The following is a 19320-nucleotide window of genomic DNA, read 5'->3' on the forward strand; positions in this document are numbered from 1 at the left end:
GCGCGGCTATGCTTCTTTTCATTATACAAACTCAATCAATAAGTCGTCACTTTGGATTGTGTCGCCTTCTTTAATATGGACCGCTTTGACTTCTCCGTCTTGCGCGGCTTGGACCGTCGTCTCCATCTTCATCGCTTCCGTGACGAGGAGCTGTTCCCCGCGGTGGACACGGCTACCCGGTTCGACGAGCACTTTCAACACTGAACCTGGCATCGAAGCGCCGACTTGTTTCGGGTTCGCCCGGTCTACTTTCGGACGGCTCGTCGTCGCCGACTTCACGTTCACGTCTTTAATCTCGATTTCACGCGGGACGCCGTTCATCTCGTACGAGACGAGACGGATGCCGTCCTCGTTCGCCGCACTGATTTGAACGAGTTTGATGATGAGTGTCTTCCCGGTCTCGATTTCAACTTGAATCGTCTCACCGACGTTCAATCCGTAGAAGAACGTCAACGTGTCAAGCACCGATACATCCCCGTACGTCGTCGAATGCGTGACATAGTCTTCAAACACTTTCGGATACAATGCGTTCGAGAGCAATTCGAAATCTGTTACCGGACGATCGAGTTTCTCGAACAGTTTCGACTGGGCCGCTTCAAAATCATACGGCTCAATCAACTTACCTGGACGTACGTCAAGCGGCTTCTCACCTTTAAGAATCGCTTGCTGGACATCGGTCGGGAACCCTCCTGGAGGCGTCCCGAGTTCGCCGCGCATCATCTCGACGACCGAATCCGGGAAGTCGAGTTGGTGACCGCGGTCAATCACATCTTGTTCGCTCAAGTTATGCTGGACCATGAATAGCGCCATGTCGCCGACGACTTTCGACGACGGTGTCACTTTGACGATATCCCCGAACAACATGTTGACACGGGCATACATCGACTTCACTTCGCTCCAACGGTCACCCAATCCGACCGCTTTCGCTTGTTGCTGCAAGTTCGAGTACTGTCCGCCCGGCATCTCGTGCTCATATACCGACGGGTTCGAAGCGCGCATGTCGCTCTCGAACGGCTCGTAGTTATGACGCACGTCTTGCCAGTAATCGCTGATGACCTCGTAATTCTTCGCATCGATTTTCGGTTGACGCGCGTGATGGTCAAGCGCATAAATCAAGCTGCCGCCTGAAGGCTGTGACGTCATCCCCGACATCGAGCTCGCAGCCACGTCGACGATATCGACGCCCGCATCTGTCGCCCGGGCGTAAGTGAAGATTCCGTTGCCCGACGCGTCGTGCGTATGCAAGTGGATCGGCAAGTCGACGGCATCTTTCAATGCCGAGACGAGCGCGTACGCCGATTCCGGTTTGAGCAGGCCGGCCATGTCCTTGATGGCAAGGATGTGAGCCCCGCTCGCTTCAAGTTTCTTCGCCAAGTCGACGTAATACGGCAAGTGGTATTTCGGACGGCTACCGTCATACAAGTCACCCGTATAACAAACCGCTGCCTCGGCGACTTTGCCGGTCGGTAACGTCGCGTCAATCGCGAGTTGAATCGACTCGAGGTTGTTCAAACTGTCAAAGATCCGGAACACGTCGACGCCGGCATAGGCCGCTTCGTGGACGAACTTCTCGATGACGTTGTCGGCATAGTTCTTATACCCGACGGCGTTGGCACCGCGGAGCAACATTTGAATCAACACGTTCGGCATCTTCTCACGGAGACGCATGAGGCGTACCCAAGGGTCTTCTGAGAGGAAACGATAGGCGACGTCGAACGTGGCCCCGCCCCATGCCTCGACCGAGAACAGCTCCGGCATGAGCTTGCTCGTCGGTTCGGCGATATTGATGATGTCTTGCGTCCGCATCCGTGTCGCGAGCAGAGACTGGTGCGCGTCGCGCATCGTCGTATCCGTCAATAACAGTTCGGGCTGTCGCTTAATCCAGTCGGCGAGGCCATCCGGACCAAGTTCCGTCAAAATCTGTTTCGTGCCCGGTTTGGCTTCAGCCGGCAGGTCTTGCGGAATCCGGACCGAGCGGCTGATCGGCTTGTCTTTCAAACCGACGCCCGGGAATCCGTTCACCGTGACATCGCCGATATAGTTGAGCAATTTCGTCCCGCGGTCTTTCCGTTTCGGGAAGACGAACAGTTCCGGCGTCTCATCGATGAACGACGTGTTATAGTCGCCGCTGATGAAGTTCTGATGCTTCATCACGTTGATTAAGAACGGGATGTTCGTCTTGATGCCACGAATCCGGAACTCGTTCAAGTTACGGACCATCTTCGAAGCGGCCTGTTCGAACGTCATGCCATGTGTCGACAGCTTCACGAGGAGCGAATCGTAATATGGTGAAATCTCGGCACCGACGTAGGCGTTCCCACCGTCAAGTCGGACGCCGAAGCCGCCCGGAGAACGGTAGGCCATGATTTTACCGGTATCCGGCATGAAGTTGTTGGCCGGGTCTTCCGACGTGACACGCGATTGGATCGCGTAACCGAGCAATTTGATATCTTCTTGTTTCGGCATGTGGATGACGTCGCCGTGGAGCGACTCACCTTGTGCGATCATGAGTTGCGTCTGAACGATATCGAAGCCAGTCACCATCTCGGTGATCGTATGCTCGACTTGAATACGTGGGTTGACTTCGATGAAGTAGAACGACTCGTCTTCCGTGACGAGGAATTCGACCGTACCGGCATTGATGTAGCCGACGTGGCGCATCAGTTTCACGGCTGCGTCACAGATGGCTTGACGCGACGCATCCGATAACGTCACACAAGGTGCGACTTCGACGACTTTTTGGTGACGGCGCTGGACCGAGCAGTCGCGTTCGAACAAGTGAATGATGTTCCCGTGGTCATCCCCGAGGATTTGGACCTCGATGTGTTTCGGGCGTTCCACTAGTTTTTCTATGTACACTTCGTCTGAACCGAACGCTTGCTTCGCTTCTGACTTGGCACGTTCTATCAAATCTTTCATCTCGGCTTCCGTACGGATGACGCGCATCCCGCGGCCGCCTCCGCCCATCGCGGCTTTGACCATGAGCGGGAAGCCGTGCTCGTTCGCAAAGTCTAAAGCGTCCTCATAAGACGTGAGTGGTCCGTTCGAACCTGGAATGACCGGGAGTCCGGCTGCAATCGCACTTTGACGGGCCCGAACTTTATCCCCGAACGCATGAAGGTGCGATTCGTTCGGACCAACGAAGATGATGCCTTCTTCACGGCAACGACGTGCGAGTTCGATATTCTCAGACAAGAATCCGTAACCTGGATGAATCGCGTCAGCCCCCGACTGTTTCGCGATGCGGATCACGTCCTCGATATCGAGATAGGCGTCAATCGGTTTTTTATCGAGACCAATCAAATAAGCTTCATCCGCTTTAAAGCGGTGTAACGAGCCGCTGTCTTCTTGAGAATATACGGCGACCGTGCGCATCCCTAATTCAGTGGCGGCACGGAACACGCGAATGGCGATTTCACCACGGTTGGCTACGAGTAATTTGCTAATTGATTTCAACATAAATCCCCCCATTTAAGTAGTTCAATCCTTTTTACCTTACAACATGCAATGATGAACTTTGAACGTTTTCTGCGGATTTCTCCCGAATTTCTGCCCGTTTCGTTGCTTCCCGGTGCCGATTTCGCATCGAGATGCTACTGAGCACACCGAGAATCCCCATCGTCATGATGAGTGACGTCCCGCCGTAACTGACGAGCGGGAGCGTGACACCTGTACCCGGGAACCAACCGGACATGGCACCGATATTGATTCCGGTCTGGACCATGATTTGAGCGGCGATGCCGAACGAGACGAACATCGCGAAATGACTATCGCTATGGTTGGCGATATTGACGGCCCGGAAAGCGATGAAGAACAGCAAGGCGAGGACGACGACGACCCCGATAAAGCCGAGCTCTTCAGCGATGATGGACATGATATAGTCCGTCTCCGGTTCCGGCAAGTACCCATACTTCTGATAACTGTTCCCGAGACCGACGCCGGTCAAGCCCCCATGGACGATCGAGATGATCGACATGAGCAATTGGTGCCCGTAGCCTTCAGGGTCCATGAATGGATTGAAGACGACTTCGATCCGGCTGCGCTGGTTCTCCGAGAAGATTGTCGTGAACATCAGATAGACAAGTCCAAACCCGGCGAGCACAGCAGGCACGATGATCCGAAGCGGCGCCCCGACGGCAAGCCACATGAGGAACATGATGGCCCCGAGGACGAACAAGCCCCCCATATCCGGCTGTCCGTTGATGGCGATGGCGTATGGGAAAAAGAAGTAGATGACCGGTATCATGAAGAAGGCACCAAACTGAGCCCGGATTCCTTTTTTAGTGATAGCGGCTCGCCCTAGTCGACCAGGCAACCCTTTCAGCTCCCCATTCCACAACTGGTGATAATAGTTGGCGAGCAGTAGAATCAACACGAATTTGGCGATCTCGACCGGTTGAATCGTAAAGCTGCCGATGATGAGCCAGGCCCGCGCACCGTTGAGCGGTGGCATCGCCCACGTGATGAACAACAGTACGACCGATACGAAATAGAGGCCATACAAAATATTAGGTTTTCTAAAGTTCTCATAGCGGAACATCGTCGCAATGAAGTAGACGACAATCCCGATCCCTGCGTAGACGAGTTGGCGATAGAACAAGCCGCTGTTTGCGTAATCGCCGCGATTCCACACGCTCGCACTATAAATCATGATCGAACTGATTCCGACGAGCATGAGCACTGCAATGAACAACGAGAAATCAAAATACCGAAACCGAGTTTTCATGTTTTCACTTCCTTATGTACAACAATCACTGACCCATTATAAAAAAATACTCAAACAGCGCCGCTTGCACAGTTTGAGTATAAGGTTCATAAATCTGAAGCTTCCGCGAGGGCGGACAGCTTTTGTTCCAATGAATCGAGCAGTCCTTTACCTTCAATGTCTGAAATGAGTCCAAGACGGACCGCAAAATCAATTTGGCGTGATAGACCGAACATATGTGTATCAAGCACCTCTTCATAAAGCGGGCACTTCGGCATTTTTAGGTTTTCTAACTGCACTTCAATCAAACAACGGATTTTTTCTGCGTCTGCCTCTAATAGTTGAAGCGCTTGCTCCCGTTGGACTGCAGCCAAATTTGTCGCCACTACGACCCCTCCTCCGTACAATGACAGACTGTTTGTCATAACTCAACTGTACATTATATTTCATCATAATTCAATGAACAGTCTGGATTCGCGGCGAGTTTCTCGCAGTTTCCCTTTTTCTGAGAAAGAGCTGTATAATGTACAGTGTATTGTGAATAAAGGAGGCGTATCCATGATTTTTCCACTAGACGGAGCGGTTCGTCATGCGCTGACGATCGACCCGACCGTATGGATTTTTGATGACCGCAAGCGAAACGTCGAGGATCTCGACCGCGCGGTAGAAAGTGACAACGACGCATACTATGCCAAGATGGGGAAGGCATGGGATGACGGCTTGACGCAAGGGTCACGCGTCGACCATAACAAACCGATGTCTCGGGCTGATAAGGATGCGGCGCTGCGCGACTCGTTCGCGATGCCGTTCGCGCCATTCCTTCAAAATGCCGAACCGATCGCCACGGCGACGCACGTCAGTTTTTATGGGGAGACGGTGCTCACGTTGCCAATCGACGAGGCCAGAAACGTTTACTTACAGTTCTCTCGAGACGGAAAAGTACTCGCGGACGGTCCGGTGTACGTCTTGCACAATCAACAAGTATGGCGCGGTGTCCATCACATCGCCGTGCGAACAGAGGCATGATAGAGAAGGCACAGCGCCTTCTCTTTTTTTAGACTTTTTACTTCATAAAGTGTAACATATAGGGTATCGAAAAACTTCAATCTCGAAAGGTCGTGACGCTTACGTACCCTTTATGGAAGAAAAACTTAATCATCGTCTGGATCGGTAGCTTTTTGACGGCGGCCTCGATGAGTCTAGTCCTACCGTTCCTCCCCTTGTTCATCGAAGAACTCGGGGTCACCGATCCCGACCAAGTCGTTACGTGGTCCGCGGTCGCATTCGGCGCCACTTTTCTCGTGGCTGCCATCGTCTCCCCGCTGTGGGGACGGCTCGCCGACCAAAAAGGCCGCAAATTGATGCTCATCCGCGCTAGTCTCGGTATGGCCGTCGTCATGACGCTCATCAGTTTCGTCCAAGACGTGTATCAGCTCGTCGGTTTACGGCTCTTAATGGGTGCCGTATCCGGATTTATCTCGGCGGGGATCACCCTCGTCGCTTCACAAACGCCTAAAGAGAAAAGTGGCTGGGCGCTCGGCACACTGTCGACCGGTGGCATCACCGGCGGACTCCTCGGTCCCTTGATTGGAGGACTCCTCGCAGACTTGATTGGGCTTCGACCCGTTTTTCTCTTGACCGGCAGTGCCTTATTCATCACGTTCCTCATCACACTCGTGTTCGTCAAAGAGGACTTTGTGCCGGTGGCGCGCGAGCGGCTTGATTCGACGCGATCGATGATCGCCTCGCTCCGTAACCCGCAACTCATATTTAGTCTGTTTCTGACGACGTTCTTAATCACGTTCTCGGCCCAATCGATTGGCCCGCTGTTGACGCTGTATGTCCGGGAATTGAACCCGTATACGACGTCGCTCGCCTTTATCGCAGGGATCGTCGCGTCAGCTCCGGGTGTGGCCGCCCTCATTTCCGCACAACGTCTCGGTCGGCTCTCCGACCGCTACGGGGCCGAACGCATCCTGTTCTGGGCGCTCATCGTCTATAGCGCCTTCTTGATTCCACAGGCGTTCGTGACGTCGACGACACAACTCGTCATCATGCGATTCGGCCTCGGCTTCGCCACGGCGGCACTCATGCCGTCGGTACAGTCGTTACTCCGCCAACATACGCCGAGCCCGGCGACCGGCCGCATCTTCTCTTATAACCAATCGGCCCAGTTCATGGGCAACTTGCTCGGACCATTGTTCGGTTCGCAAGTCGTCGCCCACTTCGGATTCTCGGCACTGTTTATCGTGACCGGTCTGATTATGCTGATGAACGCCTTCCTGGAAAAATCGAACGTGCAAGTGGCACTCCATCCAAATACGAAATAAACGCCGAGCGGCCGCTCGGCGTTTTTCGTTATAGTAAATCGGCGGCCAACCGGGCGAGCGACGAGCGCTCCCCTTTGATGAGTTGGACGTGTCCGAATACGTTTTGACCTTTGAAGCGTTCGACGGCGTACGTGAGACCGTTCGAATACTCGTCCAAATACGGATGGTCGATTTGATACGGGTCCCCGACGAGGACGATTTTCGAGTTCTCGCCGACCCGGGTCAGAATCGTCTTAATCTCATGTTTCGTCAAGTTTTGGGCCTCGTCGATGATAATGAACTGATCCGGCATGCTGCGACCACGGATATACGTGAGCGCCTCGAGCTGAATCGATTTGATGCCGGCCAAGATGTTCCCGAGTTCGTCTTTCGAGTTGGCGTTGAACAAGAACTCCAAGTTATCATAAATCGGCTGCATCCATGGCCGGAGCTTCTCTTCCATCTCACCGGGCAAATAACCGATGTCGTTCCCCATCGGGACGACCGGCCGGGCCACGACGAGCTTGTTGAAGCGACGTTCGTCTTCGACGAGCGACAGGCCTGCCGCGAGCGCGAGCAACGTCTTCCCGGTACCGGCCTTCCCGAGCAGTGTCACGAACGGAATATCGTCCCGCAACAACAAGTCGAGCGCCATCCGTTGCTGGACGTTACGGGGATGGATGCCCCACACGTGTTCGACGTCTAGCGAGAGCGGACGGAGGATCGGTTGCAACCCATCGACGACCGCGAGTGCGCTCGCTTTCGAGACGTTACTCTTTAAGACGACGAATGAGTTCGGATATAGCTGATTTTTTGAAACGGCTTCTAGCGGAAGCTGTCGGACTTTATAAAATTCATCGATGATGGCTTGATCGACTTCGATTTCACGATAGCCGGCGTATAAATTCGTCGTATCGACGATATGGTCGGTCAAGTAATCCTCGGCTTCAATGCCGATGGCGTCCGCTTTGACACGGACGAGTATATCTTTCGAGACGACCACGACTTTACGGGTCCGGTCGTGCTCGTATTGTTTCATCAGTCCAAGTGCCACGGTCAGGATACGATTGTCGTTCGTCATGACGTCGAACGGGAAATCGACAGTATGCTCGTGACCGATCTCGACGAACAATCGTCCGCCGTTCTCGAGCGGGACCCCGTCGTGCAGTTTACCGGTCGTCCGCAATTGATCGAGCACGCGCGCCGTTTCTCGGGCGTTGCGGCCGACTTCATCCATATTACGTTTTTTACCGTCAAGCTCTTCTAAAACGATGGCGGGAATGACGACATCGTGCTCATCGAATTGGAACAAGGATAGTGGGTCGTGTAAGAGTACGTTCGTATCGAGCACATACGTTTTTTTCATAGACTTTGCCGCCCCTCGAAAATTGTTGGTGATCAAGAATTCAAACTCTCCTTGACTTCACGGTCCAACTTTTCTGCTGCTTCGACATCGTACGTCTTGACGATGTCCGGTTGTCCATAGGTTGCCCCGTAAAAGGAAATGTTACGGACCTCTTCGACTTTCCCTTCAAAAAAGCGAAGGTGTAACGCCGGCTTCACGCTCGGCTCGAATTCGTGTACGTGTGACAGGGCGATACTGTAGGCAAGTCCCCCTTCAAGAAAGATGAGACTCGCTGTCTTCTCATACGAGAGCAACGTGATCACATGCGAATTCTTCGTCAACGCCAAGCGAATCGTCCTCTCGTTCGGCGCTTGCACCCAGCTGATCGCATGGGTGATCGGCCACCGTTTCGGCTCATCAAACGTGACTAAGAACGTCAACGGCATCTCGTTCAATACGTCTTGTTGCGCCCTCGAAAGTTCGAACGCAGCTTTACTCGCCATAGACTCCCCTCCTCCCGAACGGGTATACGAAATGGATTCGCCCTTACAAACCTCTTTCCCTGCTTTTCTCTCCTGAAATCATGCTATAATCAACGAAGAGGAAGGTGAGACCATGCGCGTAAAGTGCTCTCTTTGTGACAAAATCGATACGATTGATTCGTGGTCGTTCGAAGCGAAACGACTTCGTAATAAACCTGCTAAAACGTATATGTGCCAGACGTGTCAAGAACGCATCACCGCGCGAACAGCGGAGCGTGCCGCGACCGGCCAATTCCACCTATATCCATCGTTCCGCCAAAAACGGAGATGGTAAGCAAAAATGGACGTTTCGCCCGAGGGCGAAGCGTCCATTTTTTAATGTGATTCGATGCCTTGTCGACGGTTCCACCAAAGGCGGCCCCGGTAGATTGCCAAGACGACAGCCATGACAAGGAGAACTTCTGGAATCGGCCATGTGAAGAAGACGAGCGCCATCGTGCCTGCCCCGAGTGCGAGCAGCATATAGACGACGAGTGATTTCCACCACGTCAATTGTTTCGCAAAACCTAATTTAAACACAAGGATCGTCAATAAGATGACCGTGATGATTAACGCGTTGAACCCGACCGAGAAGTCGTTCGCGTCACTGCCGACGCCAAGTAGCGAGGCAATCCACGGCACATCGATTTGTGTGATGTCCATCGTTTGAGAAGCTTTCAAGCTGATAATCCCCCTTTATTTCCTACACACCCATTCTACACTATCCAAAACAAAAGGGAACGCCTAGGCGCTCCCTTTTTTAAGACTTATTCTTTACCAAGTTTACGACGCTTGTCAGCTTTCTCGCGTTCGTTCTTGTTCAAGACTTTTTTACGGAGACGGATTGACTCCGGCGTGATTTCACAGTACTCGTCATCGTTCAAGAACGTGAGCGATTCTTCGAGTGAGAAGACGCGTGGACGTTTCAAGACTTGTGTCGAGTCTTTTGCTGAAGCACGCATGTTCGTCAACTGTTTTCCTTTGACGGCGTTGATTGCGAGGTCGACGTCACGGTTACATTCACCAATGATCATTCCCTCGTATACTTCTACACCTGGCTCGATGAAGATCGTTCCACGGTCTTCAAGGGCACCGATCGAGTAAGCCGTCGACTTACCAGGTTCGATACAAACCATGACACCACTGCGGCGTCCGCCGATGTCAGCAGCGATGAACGGACGATACTCTTCGAACGTGTGGTTCAAGATTCCATATCCGCGTGTCGCTGACAAGAACTCGTTACGATAGCCGATGAGACCACGTGAAGGAACGATGAATTCCATACGTGTTTGACCGTTGTCGTTCGTGTTCATGTTGGCAAGTTCACCTTTACGGAGACCGATTGATTCCATGACTGAACCTGTGTACTCTTCTGGAACATCAACGATGACGCGTTCGAACGGCTCAATTTTCGTACCATCTTCGTCTTCACGAATGATAACTTGTGGTTTCGAAACTTGAAGTTCGTAGCCTTCACGACGCATGTTCTCGATCAAGATCCCGAGGTGAAGCTCACCGCGGCCTGAAACGACCCATTGGTCAGGTGAATCAGTGTTCTCGACACGGAGTGAAACGTCCGTCTCGAGTTGTTTCATCAAACGCTCTTCGATTTTACGTGCCGTCACGAAATCGCCTTCGCGTCCTGCGAACGGTGAGTTGTTTGTCATGAAACGCATTTGAAGCGTCGGCTCATCGATGCGGAGAAGCGGAAGTGGCTCTTCTTTACCGACTGGCGTGACCGTCTCACCGACGTTGATGTCTTCCATCCCGGCGATGGCGATCAAGTCACCAGCTTTGGCTTCTTCGATTTCAACACGTTTGAGGCCGAAGTAACCGAACAATTTAGTGACGCGCAATTGTTTGATTGATCCGTCTGTTTTGCAAAGTGACACTGATTCGCCGACTTTGATTTTCCCACGGAAGACGCGACCGACACCAATTCGGCCGAGGTAGTTGTCGTAGTCGAGCATCGTGACTTGGAACTGAAGCGGCTCATCCGAGTTATCGATTGGTGCCGGTGTGTTCTCAAGAATCGTGTCGAGCACGTACGTGATTGTATCTTCTTGCTTCTCTGGATCAGGATCGAACGAACTTGAACCGCTGACAGCAGACGTATAGACGACAGGGAATTCAAGTTGATCTTCATCTGCTCCAAGGTCGATCAACAAGTCGACAACTTCGTCGACGACGTCGAGTGGGCGTACCATCGGCTTGTCGATTTTGTTAACGACAACGATTGGACGGAGACCTTGGTCGAGTGCTTTCTTCAATACGAAACGCGTTTGCGGCATGCAGCCTTCACGTGCATCGACAACGAGGATAACGCCGTCAACCATACGCATGATACGCTCTACTTCACCACCGAAATCGGCGTGACCTGGTGTATCAACGATGTTGATGCGTGTATCTTTATAATCGATTGCCGTGTTTTTCGCGAGAATCGTGATTCCGCGTTCACGTTCGATGTCGTTCGAGTCCATGGCGCGTTCTGCGACCATTTCGTTTGTCCGGAATGTACCAGACTGTTTCAATAATTCATCGACGAGCGTTGTTTTACCGTGGTCAACGTGGGCGATGATGGCTACGTTCCGAAGGTTAGTTCTTACATTCATGTAGTTAGTCCTCTCTTATTTAAAAAAGTTTCATCTTTTATTCAACTTTAAGAGTATAGCACACGTCCCACCACCTTTGTCGAGTGTTATCAACTGTTAACGTTTTCAAACGCATCATTTTTGACTACAATGAAGAAGACTAGCGAAAGAAGGGGGAATCTCCATGCAACTCATGTTCGTTTTAATCGCGACCGCGGTCGTCGCCGGCTTCGTCGGTATCGGCATCGGTGTCGCTGAAGGAAGTGCCGCCATCATCATCGGCAGTCTCGCCTTGAACGGCATCGCCACATTTTTTGGAATCAACTTGCGCCGCCGGGTCCTCTCGAACCGACGTCCATAACACAAGGCCCGGGCAAAACGCCCGGGCCTTCTTTATGATTTTGTCCTTTTTGCGCCCACGCTTATAGGTCGCGCGTCAGACAGATGCGGTCACGCAAGGCGAGCCCGTCCTCTTCGATTGGCGGATAACCGTGGTCCGGGAAGTAATCCCGCTCGACTGATTCAAAGCGGAAACCGGCTTGTTGATAGAAGCGCAACTGGACGATGCTCGAGTTGCCCGTACAGACGAGCATTTGCTTCGCCCCGCTGCTCTCGGCCCGACGAATCGCGTCTTGGAGCAGGCGTTGCCCGATCGTCTGGTTCTGTCGTTCCGGTTTGACGGCGATATTAACGAGCTCGATTAACGTCTCGCTGCGTTTGACGAGCATGTACGCCCCGACACGTTCCCCGCCGAGCGTGGCCTCATATGTCGTCCCGGCTTTGTATTGATCGCGGACCATCGTTTCATTCGGGTTGGCCAGGACGAGCAAGTCACGGACGCGGTCGTAAGATCCGTTGATTCCAATTTGCAAGTCCGGCTTCACTTCAGGGGTCGCGCCCTTGGCGATGACGTAATGCTTCACCACGTCCTTGACGAACGTCTCGCTCCCCGCGAGAACGGACGTCTTCCCGTCATAACGGACCGGCTCCCCATAAATCGAGACGACCCGTCCCCCGACTTCTTCGACGAGAAGTTTACCGGCAGCATAGTCCCACGGCATATTACGCATCGTGATATACCCGTCGACTCGTCCCGCTGCGAGCCAGGCGAGTTCGAGCGAGGCGGCCCCATGCGCCCGCGTGCCGACGGAATCGCGCACAATCGGCGCGAGCACTTCCGGTGCAATTTGCTGATTCGGCGTCACCCATGTCGCGTTCATACTGAGGAAAGCATCCCGGACGTGGTGCTCTTTGATGGTCGGGAGTTTCCGGCCGTTCAGCGTCGTCCCGACGCCACGGCGTGCGACGAACAGCTCATCCGCCATCACATCGTAAACGAAGCCGTACTCGACGACCCCATCGACCATGATGGCAATTGAGATGGCGAACATCCGCTTTTGATGGATGAAGTTCAATGTGCCGTCAATCGGGTCGACGAACCAGACCGTGCCCGACAAATCATCCGGTTCCGTCGAGATACCCTCTTCCCCGATAATATGATGCTCGGGATACGACTCGCGAATCCGGTCGACAATCAACTGTTCGACGGCCCGATCGATTTCCGTGACCAAATCACCTTTCCCCGTCTTGCGTTCGATTCGATAGCTCTCGTCAATCTGTAAGCGGATATACTCCCCTGCCTGTTTAATCAAGTCAATCGCGAACCATTCCAACATGTTTATCACCTCTATTATGTATTGTACCAAACAAAAACCAGTATCCGCATGGAATACTGGTTGAATGGGTGGTTGTGGGTCAGGCTTCGAGACGCAATAGTTCTTGGCGATATTTCTCTAACCGATGCTTGCTAGCCTGGACAGTGGCATCATCTTGTGACGCCATTGCATCGAAGAGCGTTGCCAATTCATAATCAATCTCTAAGCGCAGCACCGGAATCCGTTTTTCTGCGTCTTTTCTTTTGAATGCCTCGATCACTTGTTTCATGAGATGCCACACTCCTTTAGTTGGGCTACAAGTTACGGTTTAGTAAGTTGAATTGAGTATATCAGATGAGATTCAAAAAAGAAAGAGAATTGTCTGACTATTTTGAATTTTTTATCTTAGTGAGTATATTCCCATTTCAACTAAGCCTAAACCTGATTGGACTGTTAATGATATGTACCCTATTTATTAGAGAAATAACAAAAAAAGCATGAGAAAACGGTTATGTCCTCCCATGCTTTCAAGCAGTTACAACTTTATAATCTTTGCATTTGATTTTAGGGCCGCTTGGACCGTACGATAGGTAGAGTATCCGGTCTGCTCATCGTGAACGGCACTCAGCTGTTTCTCTTCTGACTTCGACGTCACGATTTGTTTGAACGACCGATACGCGTCCAAAAACGACTCCCGGTCGACACCGCCTTCATTGGCCAAGGCGACTTGGTTATAGAACTCGACGACTTCAATCAGTTCATCTGTCGTCCAGTCCGGATTAATCGGATAGTTGATTTGCATATTCTTCACCTCGACAACCATTGTATCAACAAAAAAAACTATTGCAAGTTGGGATAGAAATCACTATAGTTTTTTTGTTGCATTGTTTTTGAATCGAAATGTTCAGATTGCCCAAAGCTTGAAACCAAACCGACAACCCATATACACACTGTTATCAAGGAGGACTTACTATTGAAACTTAAAGGTGCTACACAGCTCGAGACACCGCTCTTTGACACGTTGCTCACGCACGTGGATACGAACCCGATCGCGTTCCATATCCCTGGCCATAAAGGCGGAAAAGGGATGGACCCTCAATTCCGTGACTTCATCGGCGAAAACGCCTTGAAGATCGATTTGATCAACATCGCCCCGCTCGATGATCTCCATCATCCGAAAGCATCGATTGCCGAGGCCGAGCGCCTCGCTGCCGAGGCGTTCCGTGCCGACGAGACGTTCTTCTCGGTCCAAGGGACGTCGAGTGCCATCATGGCGATGATTATGGGCGTCGTCGGTCCGAACGAGAAAATCATCGTTCCCCGGAACGTGCATAAATCCGTCATGTCCGCCCTCATCTTGACCGGGGCCCACCCGGTCTTCATCCATCCGGAATATGATGAGACGTACGGGATTGCCCACGGGATCACAGCAAGCGCCGTCGAACGCGCCCTCGAGATGCACCCGGACACGAAAGCAGTCCTCGTCATCAACCCGACCTACTTCGGCATCGCCGGTGACTTAGAGCGCATCGTCGCCGTCGCCCATGCGCAAGACGTACCGGTCCTCGTTGATGAGGCACACGGTGTCCACTTGCCGTTCCACGACGAGCTCCCGCTCTCGGCGATGCAAGCCGGAGCGGACGTCGCGGCCACGAGCGTACACAAGCTCGGCGGCTCGATGACGGGAAGTTCGATTTTGAACGTCCGTCGCGGTCTCGTCTCCCCGGAACGGATTCACGCGATGTTGTCGATGATTACGACGACGTCGACGTCTTACCTCCTCCTCGCGTCGCTCGACGCGGCCCGTCGTCAATTGGCGACGAAAGGAGAAGCGATGAACGAACGTGCCCTCACGCTCGCACGTACGGCTCGTACGGCCATCGACAATATGCCGCACTTATCGGTATACGGTCACGCCGAACTCCATTCAGAGTCGACGTACGCGCTCGACGAGACGAAAATCCTCGTCTCTGTCCGTGAGCTCGGGATCACCGGCTTTGAAGTCGAGAAGTATTTGCGTGAGACGCATCGCATCGAAGTCGAGATGTCAGATTTGTTGAACGTACTGTTCATCGTGACGAGCGCCGACGACGAGTCGACGATTCAAGCGTTGATTGACGGTATGCGTGACGTCGTATCGGTTTACGATCAGTCAGGAAACGATTCACTATCGATCATGCTCCCTGAGATTCCACCGCTTGCACTCAGCCCGCGTGACGCGTTCTACGAGGAGACGGAGACGATTCCGCTCGAGAACGCCGTCGGACGCATCTCGGCCGAGTTCATCATGGTGTATCCACCAGGAATCCCGATCATCATCCCGGGAGAACTGATCACGACTTCGACGCTCGACTATATCATGGCGAACATCGAGGCCGGTCTTCCCGTCCAAGGACTTGAAGATGAATCGCTTCAAATGATTAAAGTCATCCAACAGACAAAAGCCATCCGTTAAGACGAAAGCGAGCCGGTCCATAAGGACCGGCTCGCTTTGTGTCATCAAAAGAAAAGGTAGCTTATGATGATCGAATTGCTTCCCCTACGTACCATTATAAGAAAACGCTTACATTTTTTCAAGGGTAGAATTTGGCGATTGTTCTTGTTCTTGCCCACTTTCGTCCAGACAGAGTCGTAAAAACTCGGCGACGTGATCTGTATCACGCAACGCGATCCCGAGCATCGGATACAGTTGTCTCGGTTCTTCGAGCGCATGGATGTCAAGAAGGGCAGACTGCCCGGTCTGCATACAGACGACGAGCACTTTTCCCATGAATTGATGCGTATACACAAAGCCGAAATCATAACGTGACGTCTCGGTCTCGATTCCCGTGAAGCGGACACGGCTCGTCTCAGAGACGGTATATAACAATTCTTCATCGAACGCCATCATCGGTCCCTCCTTTCTCACTTCATTCCTTATTTTCCTTTATACTGAACGTATGAAACCTAAGGAGGGTCCCAATGAACATACGAAAAGCTAATGAGCGCGATGGTATCGACTTGGTTCGGCTCATGCGGCAGCTATGGCCCGATGCGCCCGAAGACGAATTGACGTTGGAGGTCCGCCTCGGCATCCGCTCCGGCAAGATGCACTATTTTATCGCGGAGACGGATGAGGCGGTCGGCTTTTGCCAGCTCAGCTTCCGTCATGACTACGTCCCCGGAACGACCTCTTCCCCGACCGCCTTTTTAGAAGGAATTTACGTCGTTGCATCCGTGCGACAGCAAGACGTGGCGACACGGCTCGTCGAAGCCGCCTCCGCCTACGCCCGGTCGAAAGGATGTGACGAGCTCGCCTCCGATACGGAAATCGAGAACGACGGCAGCCAACGGTTCCATGAACGCATCGGCTTCCGAGAAGTCGAACGGACCGTCCATTACGTAAAAAAGCTCTCTCGCGAGTAAGCGAGAGAGCTTTTGACTTATTTAACGACGTGGATTGGCATACCCATTGCGATTTCTGCCGCTTCCATTGCCATCTCACCGAGTGATGGGTGAGCATGGATTGTAAGCGCGATATCTTCTGCAGTCATACCTGCTTCGATGGCGAGACCAAGCTCGGCAATCATATCTGAAGCGCCAGTTCCCGCGATTTGAGCACCGATCAAGAGACCGTCCTCTTTACGCGTGATGAGCTTCATGAAGCCGTCTGGCTCGTCAAGAGCGAGGGCGCGGCCGTTCGCTGCGAATGGGAATTTCGATACAGTGATCTCAAGTCCTTCTTCTTTTGCGAGTGGCTCTGTGTAACCGACTGTTGCAAGTTCAGGGTCAGTGAAGACGACCGCTGGGATTGCTGAGTAGTCGAGGTAAGCTGGCTTACCGGCAGCTGCCTCCGCTGCGACTTTCGCTTCGTAAGAAGCTTTGTGCGCGAGCGGTGGTCCTGGTACGATGTCGCCGATTGCGTAGATGTTTTCGTTCGACGTTTTGCACTGGTCGTCGATTTCGATGATGCCGCGGTCGCTGATTTTAACTTCCGCGTTTTCGAGACCGATGTCGCCAGTGTTTGGACGACGGCCGACTGTGACGAGGACGTAGTCCGCTTCAACAGACTGCTCTTCGCCGTTCACTTCAAACTTAACTGTTACGCCGTCTTCTGTTTCCTCGACGCCTTTTGCAAGAGCGTTCGTGTGAATCGTGACGTTGCCTTTTTGTTTGAGTTTCTTTTTGACGATTTGCGTCATTTGTGGCTCGAAGCCAGACAAGATGTCGCTTGCGCCTTCAACGACCACGACTTCTGTATCGAAGTTCGCGTACGCTGTGCCGAGCTCCATACCGATGTATCCGCCGCCGATGACGACGAGTTTCTTCGGTACTTCAGGAAGAGCCAATGCGCCAGTTGAAGAAAGGACGCGTTTTGACCATTTGAACGATGGAATCTCGATAGGTGTTGAACCAGTCGCGATGATCGCTTTTTTGAACTTGTAAGGAGTCGAGCTATCTTCTGTGATGACACGTACTGTGTCTTCAGATGCGAAGAAAGCTTCACCTTGAACGATTTCAATCTTGTTACCTTTCAAAAGACCTTTGACGCCGCCAGTCAATTTATTGACGACCGACTGTTTCCAGTCTTGGACTTTTGTGAAGTCGACTGACACGTTGTCAGACGTGATCCCCATTGAAGAGTGACCTTTAGCGTGCTGGAAGTTGTGACCAGCAGTGATCAATGCTTTCGATGGGATACAACCGACGTTCAAGCAGACGCCACCAAAGTTTCCTTTTTCGACGATCGTGACTTTAAGGCCGAGTTGTGCGCCACGGATGGCTGCGACGTATCCACCAGGACCGGCGCCGATGACAAGCAAATCAGTTTCTTGTGCGAATTCTCCTACTACCATGTTCTTATCCCTCCATCATTAGAAGTGCTGGATCTTGAAGCAAGCGTTTCACCATGTTGAGTGCGTTTTGAGCTGTTGCACCGTCGATGAGGCGGTGGTCAAAGCTGAATGAAAGCGCGAGGACTGGAGCCGCGACGATTTCACCGTCTTTAACGACAGCTTTTTCAGCGATGCGACCGATACCGAGAATTGCAACTTCTGGGTGGTTGATGACAGGTGTGAACCATTGTCCACCAGCTGAACCGATGTTTGTGATTGTGATCGATCCGCCTTTCATGTCGTCCCCAGCAAGTTTGCCTTCACGTGCTTTACCGGCAAGCTCATTGATGTTTGTAGCGAGTGCATAGATTGATTTACGGTCCGCTTCTTTGACGACAGGAACAACGAGACCGTTGTCCGTATCAGCAGCGATACCGATGTTGTAGTAGTTTTTGTAGACGATTTCTTCGTTCACATCGTCGATTGACGCGTTGATCGCTGGGTAAGCTTTCGCTGCAGCAGTCAATGCTTTAACGACGAACGGCAAGTACGTGAGTTTCACGCCTTGGTCAGCAGCCACTTGTTTGAACTCTTTACGGAGTGCGACGAGTTTCGTGACGTCGACTTCGTCCATGAGTGTAACGTGTGGAGCTGTGTGCTTCGAGTTAACCATTGCTTTCGAGATCGCTTTACGGATACCACGGATTTTCTCACGCGTTTCGAGTTCAGGCGTTGCTGACTCGTAAGGTTTGATTTCCGTTTTCGCAGCCGCTGCTGGAGCTACAGATTCTGTTTTCTCTGTTGTAGCTTCTGCTGTTGGTGCTTCTCCGTTTGCGAATGCATCGATGTCTTCTTTCAAGACGCGGCCGTTGTCGCCAGAACCCTGGACTTCACGGATGTCGACGCCTTTTTCACGAGCGTACTTGCGGATTGAAGGCATTGCGATGACGCGCTCCGATTTGTGAAGTTGAACTTCACGCGGGCCGTCTTCTTTCACGTCTTCTTTCACATCTTCAGTCTTCTCTTCAGCTTTAGGCTGTTCAGGAGCTGCTTCTTCTTCACCGGCTGGTGCGTCACCTTCGATATCGAACGTGATGAGGACGTCGCCGACGACCGCAACTGTACCTTCAGAGACTTTGACTTCTTTAACTGTTCCATCAACTGGAGCAGGAATCTCAACGACGGCTTTGTCGTTTTGTACTTCAAGAAGAATGTCATCTTCTTTTACTGTATCCCCTGCTTTTACGAACCACTTGACGATTTCACCTTCGTGAATTCCTTCACCGATGTCTGGTAATTTAAATTCAAATACTGCCACTGGTTTTTCCTCCCATCAATTAATCATGTAAACACAATGAGGGAGACAATTCTCCCTCATCG

General features: G+C 52.1%; 19 protein-coding genes. 6 read left to right on the forward strand and 13 right to left on the reverse strand.

Going from position 1 to position 19320, the window contains the following annotated elements:
- Window positions 1-21: 21 nt before the first annotated feature.
- The 3 genes from KNP95_RS07420 to KNP95_RS07430 form a co-directional block, all read right to left on the reverse strand.
- Window positions 22-3459: a pyruvate carboxylase gene (locus KNP95_RS07420; protein WP_214836364.1), complete on the reverse strand. Its 3438-nt coding sequence runs from the start codon at window positions 3457-3459 to the stop codon at window positions 22-24.
- Window positions 3460-3490: 31 nt separating this feature from the next.
- Entirely contained in the window at window positions 3491-4726 is a 1236-nt protein-coding gene (locus KNP95_RS07425) for an FtsW/RodA/SpoVE family cell cycle protein (RefSeq protein ID WP_021067012.1), read from the reverse strand.
- A gap of 86 nt (window positions 4727-4812) precedes the next feature.
- Entirely contained in the window at window positions 4813-5091 is a 279-nt protein-coding gene (locus KNP95_RS07430) for an Fpa/YlaN family protein (protein ID WP_021067011.1), read from the reverse strand.
- 172 nt (window positions 5092-5263) lie between these two features.
- On the opposite strand from KNP95_RS07430, the gene KNP95_RS07435 reads away from it, so the two are divergent.
- Together KNP95_RS07435 and KNP95_RS07440 are read left to right on the forward strand one after the other, a co-directional pair.
- Window positions 5264-5731, forward strand: coding sequence for a hypothetical protein (locus tag KNP95_RS07435; protein ID WP_214836367.1), 468 nt, complete (start codon window positions 5264-5266; stop codon window positions 5729-5731).
- Window positions 5732-5823: 92 nt separating this feature from the next.
- Entirely contained in the window at window positions 5824-7035 is a 1212-nt protein-coding gene (locus KNP95_RS07440; RefSeq protein ID WP_353048985.1) for a multidrug efflux MFS transporter, read from the forward strand.
- A gap of 28 nt (window positions 7036-7063) precedes the next feature.
- Here the strand turns inward: KNP95_RS07440 and KNP95_RS07445 are convergent, their stop codons facing one another.
- Entirely contained in the window at window positions 7064-8380 is a 1317-nt protein-coding gene (locus KNP95_RS07445; protein WP_021067008.1) for a PhoH family protein, read from the reverse strand.
- Between the two features lie 32 nt (window positions 8381-8412).
- Entirely contained in the window at window positions 8413-8862 is a 450-nt protein-coding gene (locus KNP95_RS07450) for a PNPOx family protein (RefSeq protein ID WP_021067007.1), read from the reverse strand.
- Window positions 8863-8974: 112 nt separating this feature from the next.
- On the opposite strand from KNP95_RS07450, the gene KNP95_RS07455 reads away from it, so the two are divergent.
- The gene (locus KNP95_RS07455) at window positions 8975-9175 is read left to right on the forward strand and encodes a YlaI family protein (protein ID WP_021067006.1); all 201 of its coding nucleotides are present in this window, start codon (window positions 8975-8977) and stop codon (window positions 9173-9175) included.
- A 41-nt stretch (window positions 9176-9216) separates the two neighbouring features.
- Here KNP95_RS07455 and KNP95_RS07460 read toward each other — a convergent pair whose 3' ends face one another.
- Both KNP95_RS07460 and typA read right to left on the reverse strand, forming a co-directional pair.
- Window positions 9217-9561 (reverse strand): YlaH-like family protein, encoded by a 345-nt coding sequence (locus tag KNP95_RS07460; RefSeq protein WP_235045181.1) that lies wholly within the window; start codon window positions 9559-9561, stop codon window positions 9217-9219.
- Window positions 9562-9647: 86 nt separating this feature from the next.
- Window positions 9648-11492: a translational GTPase TypA gene (gene typA, locus KNP95_RS07465; RefSeq protein ID WP_021067004.1), complete on the reverse strand. Its 1845-nt coding sequence runs from the start codon at window positions 11490-11492 to the stop codon at window positions 9648-9650.
- A 163-nt stretch (window positions 11493-11655) separates the two neighbouring features.
- Between typA and KNP95_RS07470 the strand changes: the two genes are divergently transcribed.
- The gene (locus KNP95_RS07470; protein ID WP_214836373.1) at window positions 11656-11832 is read left to right on the forward strand and encodes a hypothetical protein; all 177 of its coding nucleotides are present in this window, start codon (window positions 11656-11658) and stop codon (window positions 11830-11832) included.
- A gap of 61 nt (window positions 11833-11893) precedes the next feature.
- Here KNP95_RS07470 and KNP95_RS07475 read toward each other — a convergent pair whose 3' ends face one another.
- The 3 genes from KNP95_RS07475 to KNP95_RS07485 form a co-directional block, all read right to left on the reverse strand.
- Complete coding sequence (locus KNP95_RS07475) at window positions 11894-13147, reverse strand: inositol monophosphatase family protein (protein ID WP_058763305.1); 1254 nt, start codon at window positions 13145-13147, stop codon at window positions 11894-11896.
- Between the two features lie 79 nt (window positions 13148-13226).
- The gene (locus tag KNP95_RS07480) at window positions 13227-13415 is read right to left on the reverse strand and encodes a hypothetical protein (protein WP_015881266.1); all 189 of its coding nucleotides are present in this window, start codon (window positions 13413-13415) and stop codon (window positions 13227-13229) included.
- 246 nt (window positions 13416-13661) lie between these two features.
- On the reverse strand, window positions 13662-13928 hold the full coding sequence (locus KNP95_RS07485; protein WP_021067001.1) for a UPF0223 family protein: 267 nt from the start codon (window positions 13926-13928) through the stop codon (window positions 13662-13664).
- A 171-nt stretch (window positions 13929-14099) separates the two neighbouring features.
- On the opposite strand from KNP95_RS07485, the gene KNP95_RS07490 reads away from it, so the two are divergent.
- Window positions 14100-15581: an aminotransferase class I/II-fold pyridoxal phosphate-dependent enzyme gene (locus tag KNP95_RS07490; protein ID WP_029595757.1), complete on the forward strand. Its 1482-nt coding sequence runs from the start codon at window positions 14100-14102 to the stop codon at window positions 15579-15581.
- A 108-nt stretch (window positions 15582-15689) separates the two neighbouring features.
- On the opposite strand, the gene KNP95_RS07495 is transcribed toward KNP95_RS07490, so the two are convergent.
- A complete protein-coding gene (locus tag KNP95_RS07495) occupies window positions 15690-16013 on the reverse strand; it encodes a DUF3055 domain-containing protein (RefSeq protein ID WP_021066999.1) in 324 nt (107 codons plus the stop codon).
- A 74-nt stretch (window positions 16014-16087) separates the two neighbouring features.
- Between KNP95_RS07495 and aac(6') the strand changes: the two genes are divergently transcribed.
- Entirely contained in the window at window positions 16088-16531 is a 444-nt protein-coding gene (gene aac(6') / locus KNP95_RS07500; protein WP_214836376.1) for an aminoglycoside 6'-N-acetyltransferase, read from the forward strand.
- A gap of 17 nt (window positions 16532-16548) precedes the next feature.
- Here the strand turns inward: aac(6') and lpdA are convergent, their stop codons facing one another.
- Window positions 16549-17961, reverse strand: a complete 1413-nt coding sequence (lpdA, locus tag KNP95_RS07505; protein ID WP_021066997.1) for a dihydrolipoyl dehydrogenase — start codon at window positions 17959-17961, stop codon at window positions 16549-16551.
- Between the two features lie 4 nt (window positions 17962-17965).
- Window positions 17966-19258 carry a dihydrolipoamide acetyltransferase family protein gene (locus tag KNP95_RS07510; protein ID WP_021066996.1) on the reverse strand — a complete coding sequence of 431 codons (1293 nt, stop codon included), beginning with the start codon at window positions 19256-19258 and terminating at the stop codon, window positions 17966-17968.
- Window positions 19259-19320 lie beyond the last annotated feature (62 nt).

The sequence above is a fragment of the Exiguobacterium sp. s36 genome (genome assembly GCF_018618345.1).
GTDB classification, from domain to species: domain Bacteria; phylum Bacillota; class Bacilli; order Exiguobacteriales; family Exiguobacteriaceae; genus Exiguobacterium; species Exiguobacterium chiriqhucha.

Coding starts and splice junctions, on each gene's coding strand:
- KNP95_RS07420 (WP_214836364.1), bottom strand. CDS start 3,459: ATGTTGAAATCAATTAGCAAATTACTCGTAGCCAACCGTGGTGAAATC.
- KNP95_RS07425 (WP_021067012.1), bottom strand. CDS start 4,726: ATGAAAACTCGGTTTCGGTATTTTGATTTCTCGTTGTTCATTGCAGTG.
- KNP95_RS07435 (WP_214836367.1), top strand. CDS start 5,264: ATGATTTTTCCACTAGACGGAGCGGTTCGTCATGCGCTGACGATCGAC.
- KNP95_RS07445 (WP_021067008.1), bottom strand. CDS start 8,380: ATGAAAAAAACGTATGTGCTCGATACGAACGTACTCTTACACGACCCA.
- KNP95_RS07450 (WP_021067007.1), bottom strand. CDS start 8,862: ATGGCGAGTAAAGCTGCGTTCGAACTTTCGAGGGCGCAACAAGACGTA.
- KNP95_RS07455 (WP_021067006.1), top strand. CDS start 8,975: ATGCGCGTAAAGTGCTCTCTTTGTGACAAAATCGATACGATTGATTCG.
- typA (WP_021067004.1), bottom strand. CDS start 11,492: ATGAATGTAAGAACTAACCTTCGGAACGTAGCCATCATCGCCCACGTT.
- KNP95_RS07470 (WP_214836373.1), top strand. CDS start 11,656: ATGCAACTCATGTTCGTTTTAATCGCGACCGCGGTCGTCGCCGGCTTC.
- KNP95_RS07475 (WP_058763305.1), bottom strand. CDS start 13,147: ATGTTGGAATGGTTCGCGATTGACTTGATTAAACAGGCAGGGGAGTAT.
- KNP95_RS07480 (WP_015881266.1), bottom strand. CDS start 13,415: ATGAAACAAGTGATCGAGGCATTCAAAAGAAAAGACGCAGAAAAACGG.
- KNP95_RS07485 (WP_021067001.1), bottom strand. CDS start 13,928: ATGCAAATCAACTATCCGATTAATCCGGACTGGACGACAGATGAACTG.
- KNP95_RS07495 (WP_021066999.1), bottom strand. CDS start 16,013: ATGGCGTTCGATGAAGAATTGTTATATACCGTCTCTGAGACGAGCCGT.
- lpdA (WP_021066997.1), bottom strand. CDS start 17,961: ATGGTAGTAGGAGAATTCGCACAAGAAACTGATTTGCTTGTCATCGGC.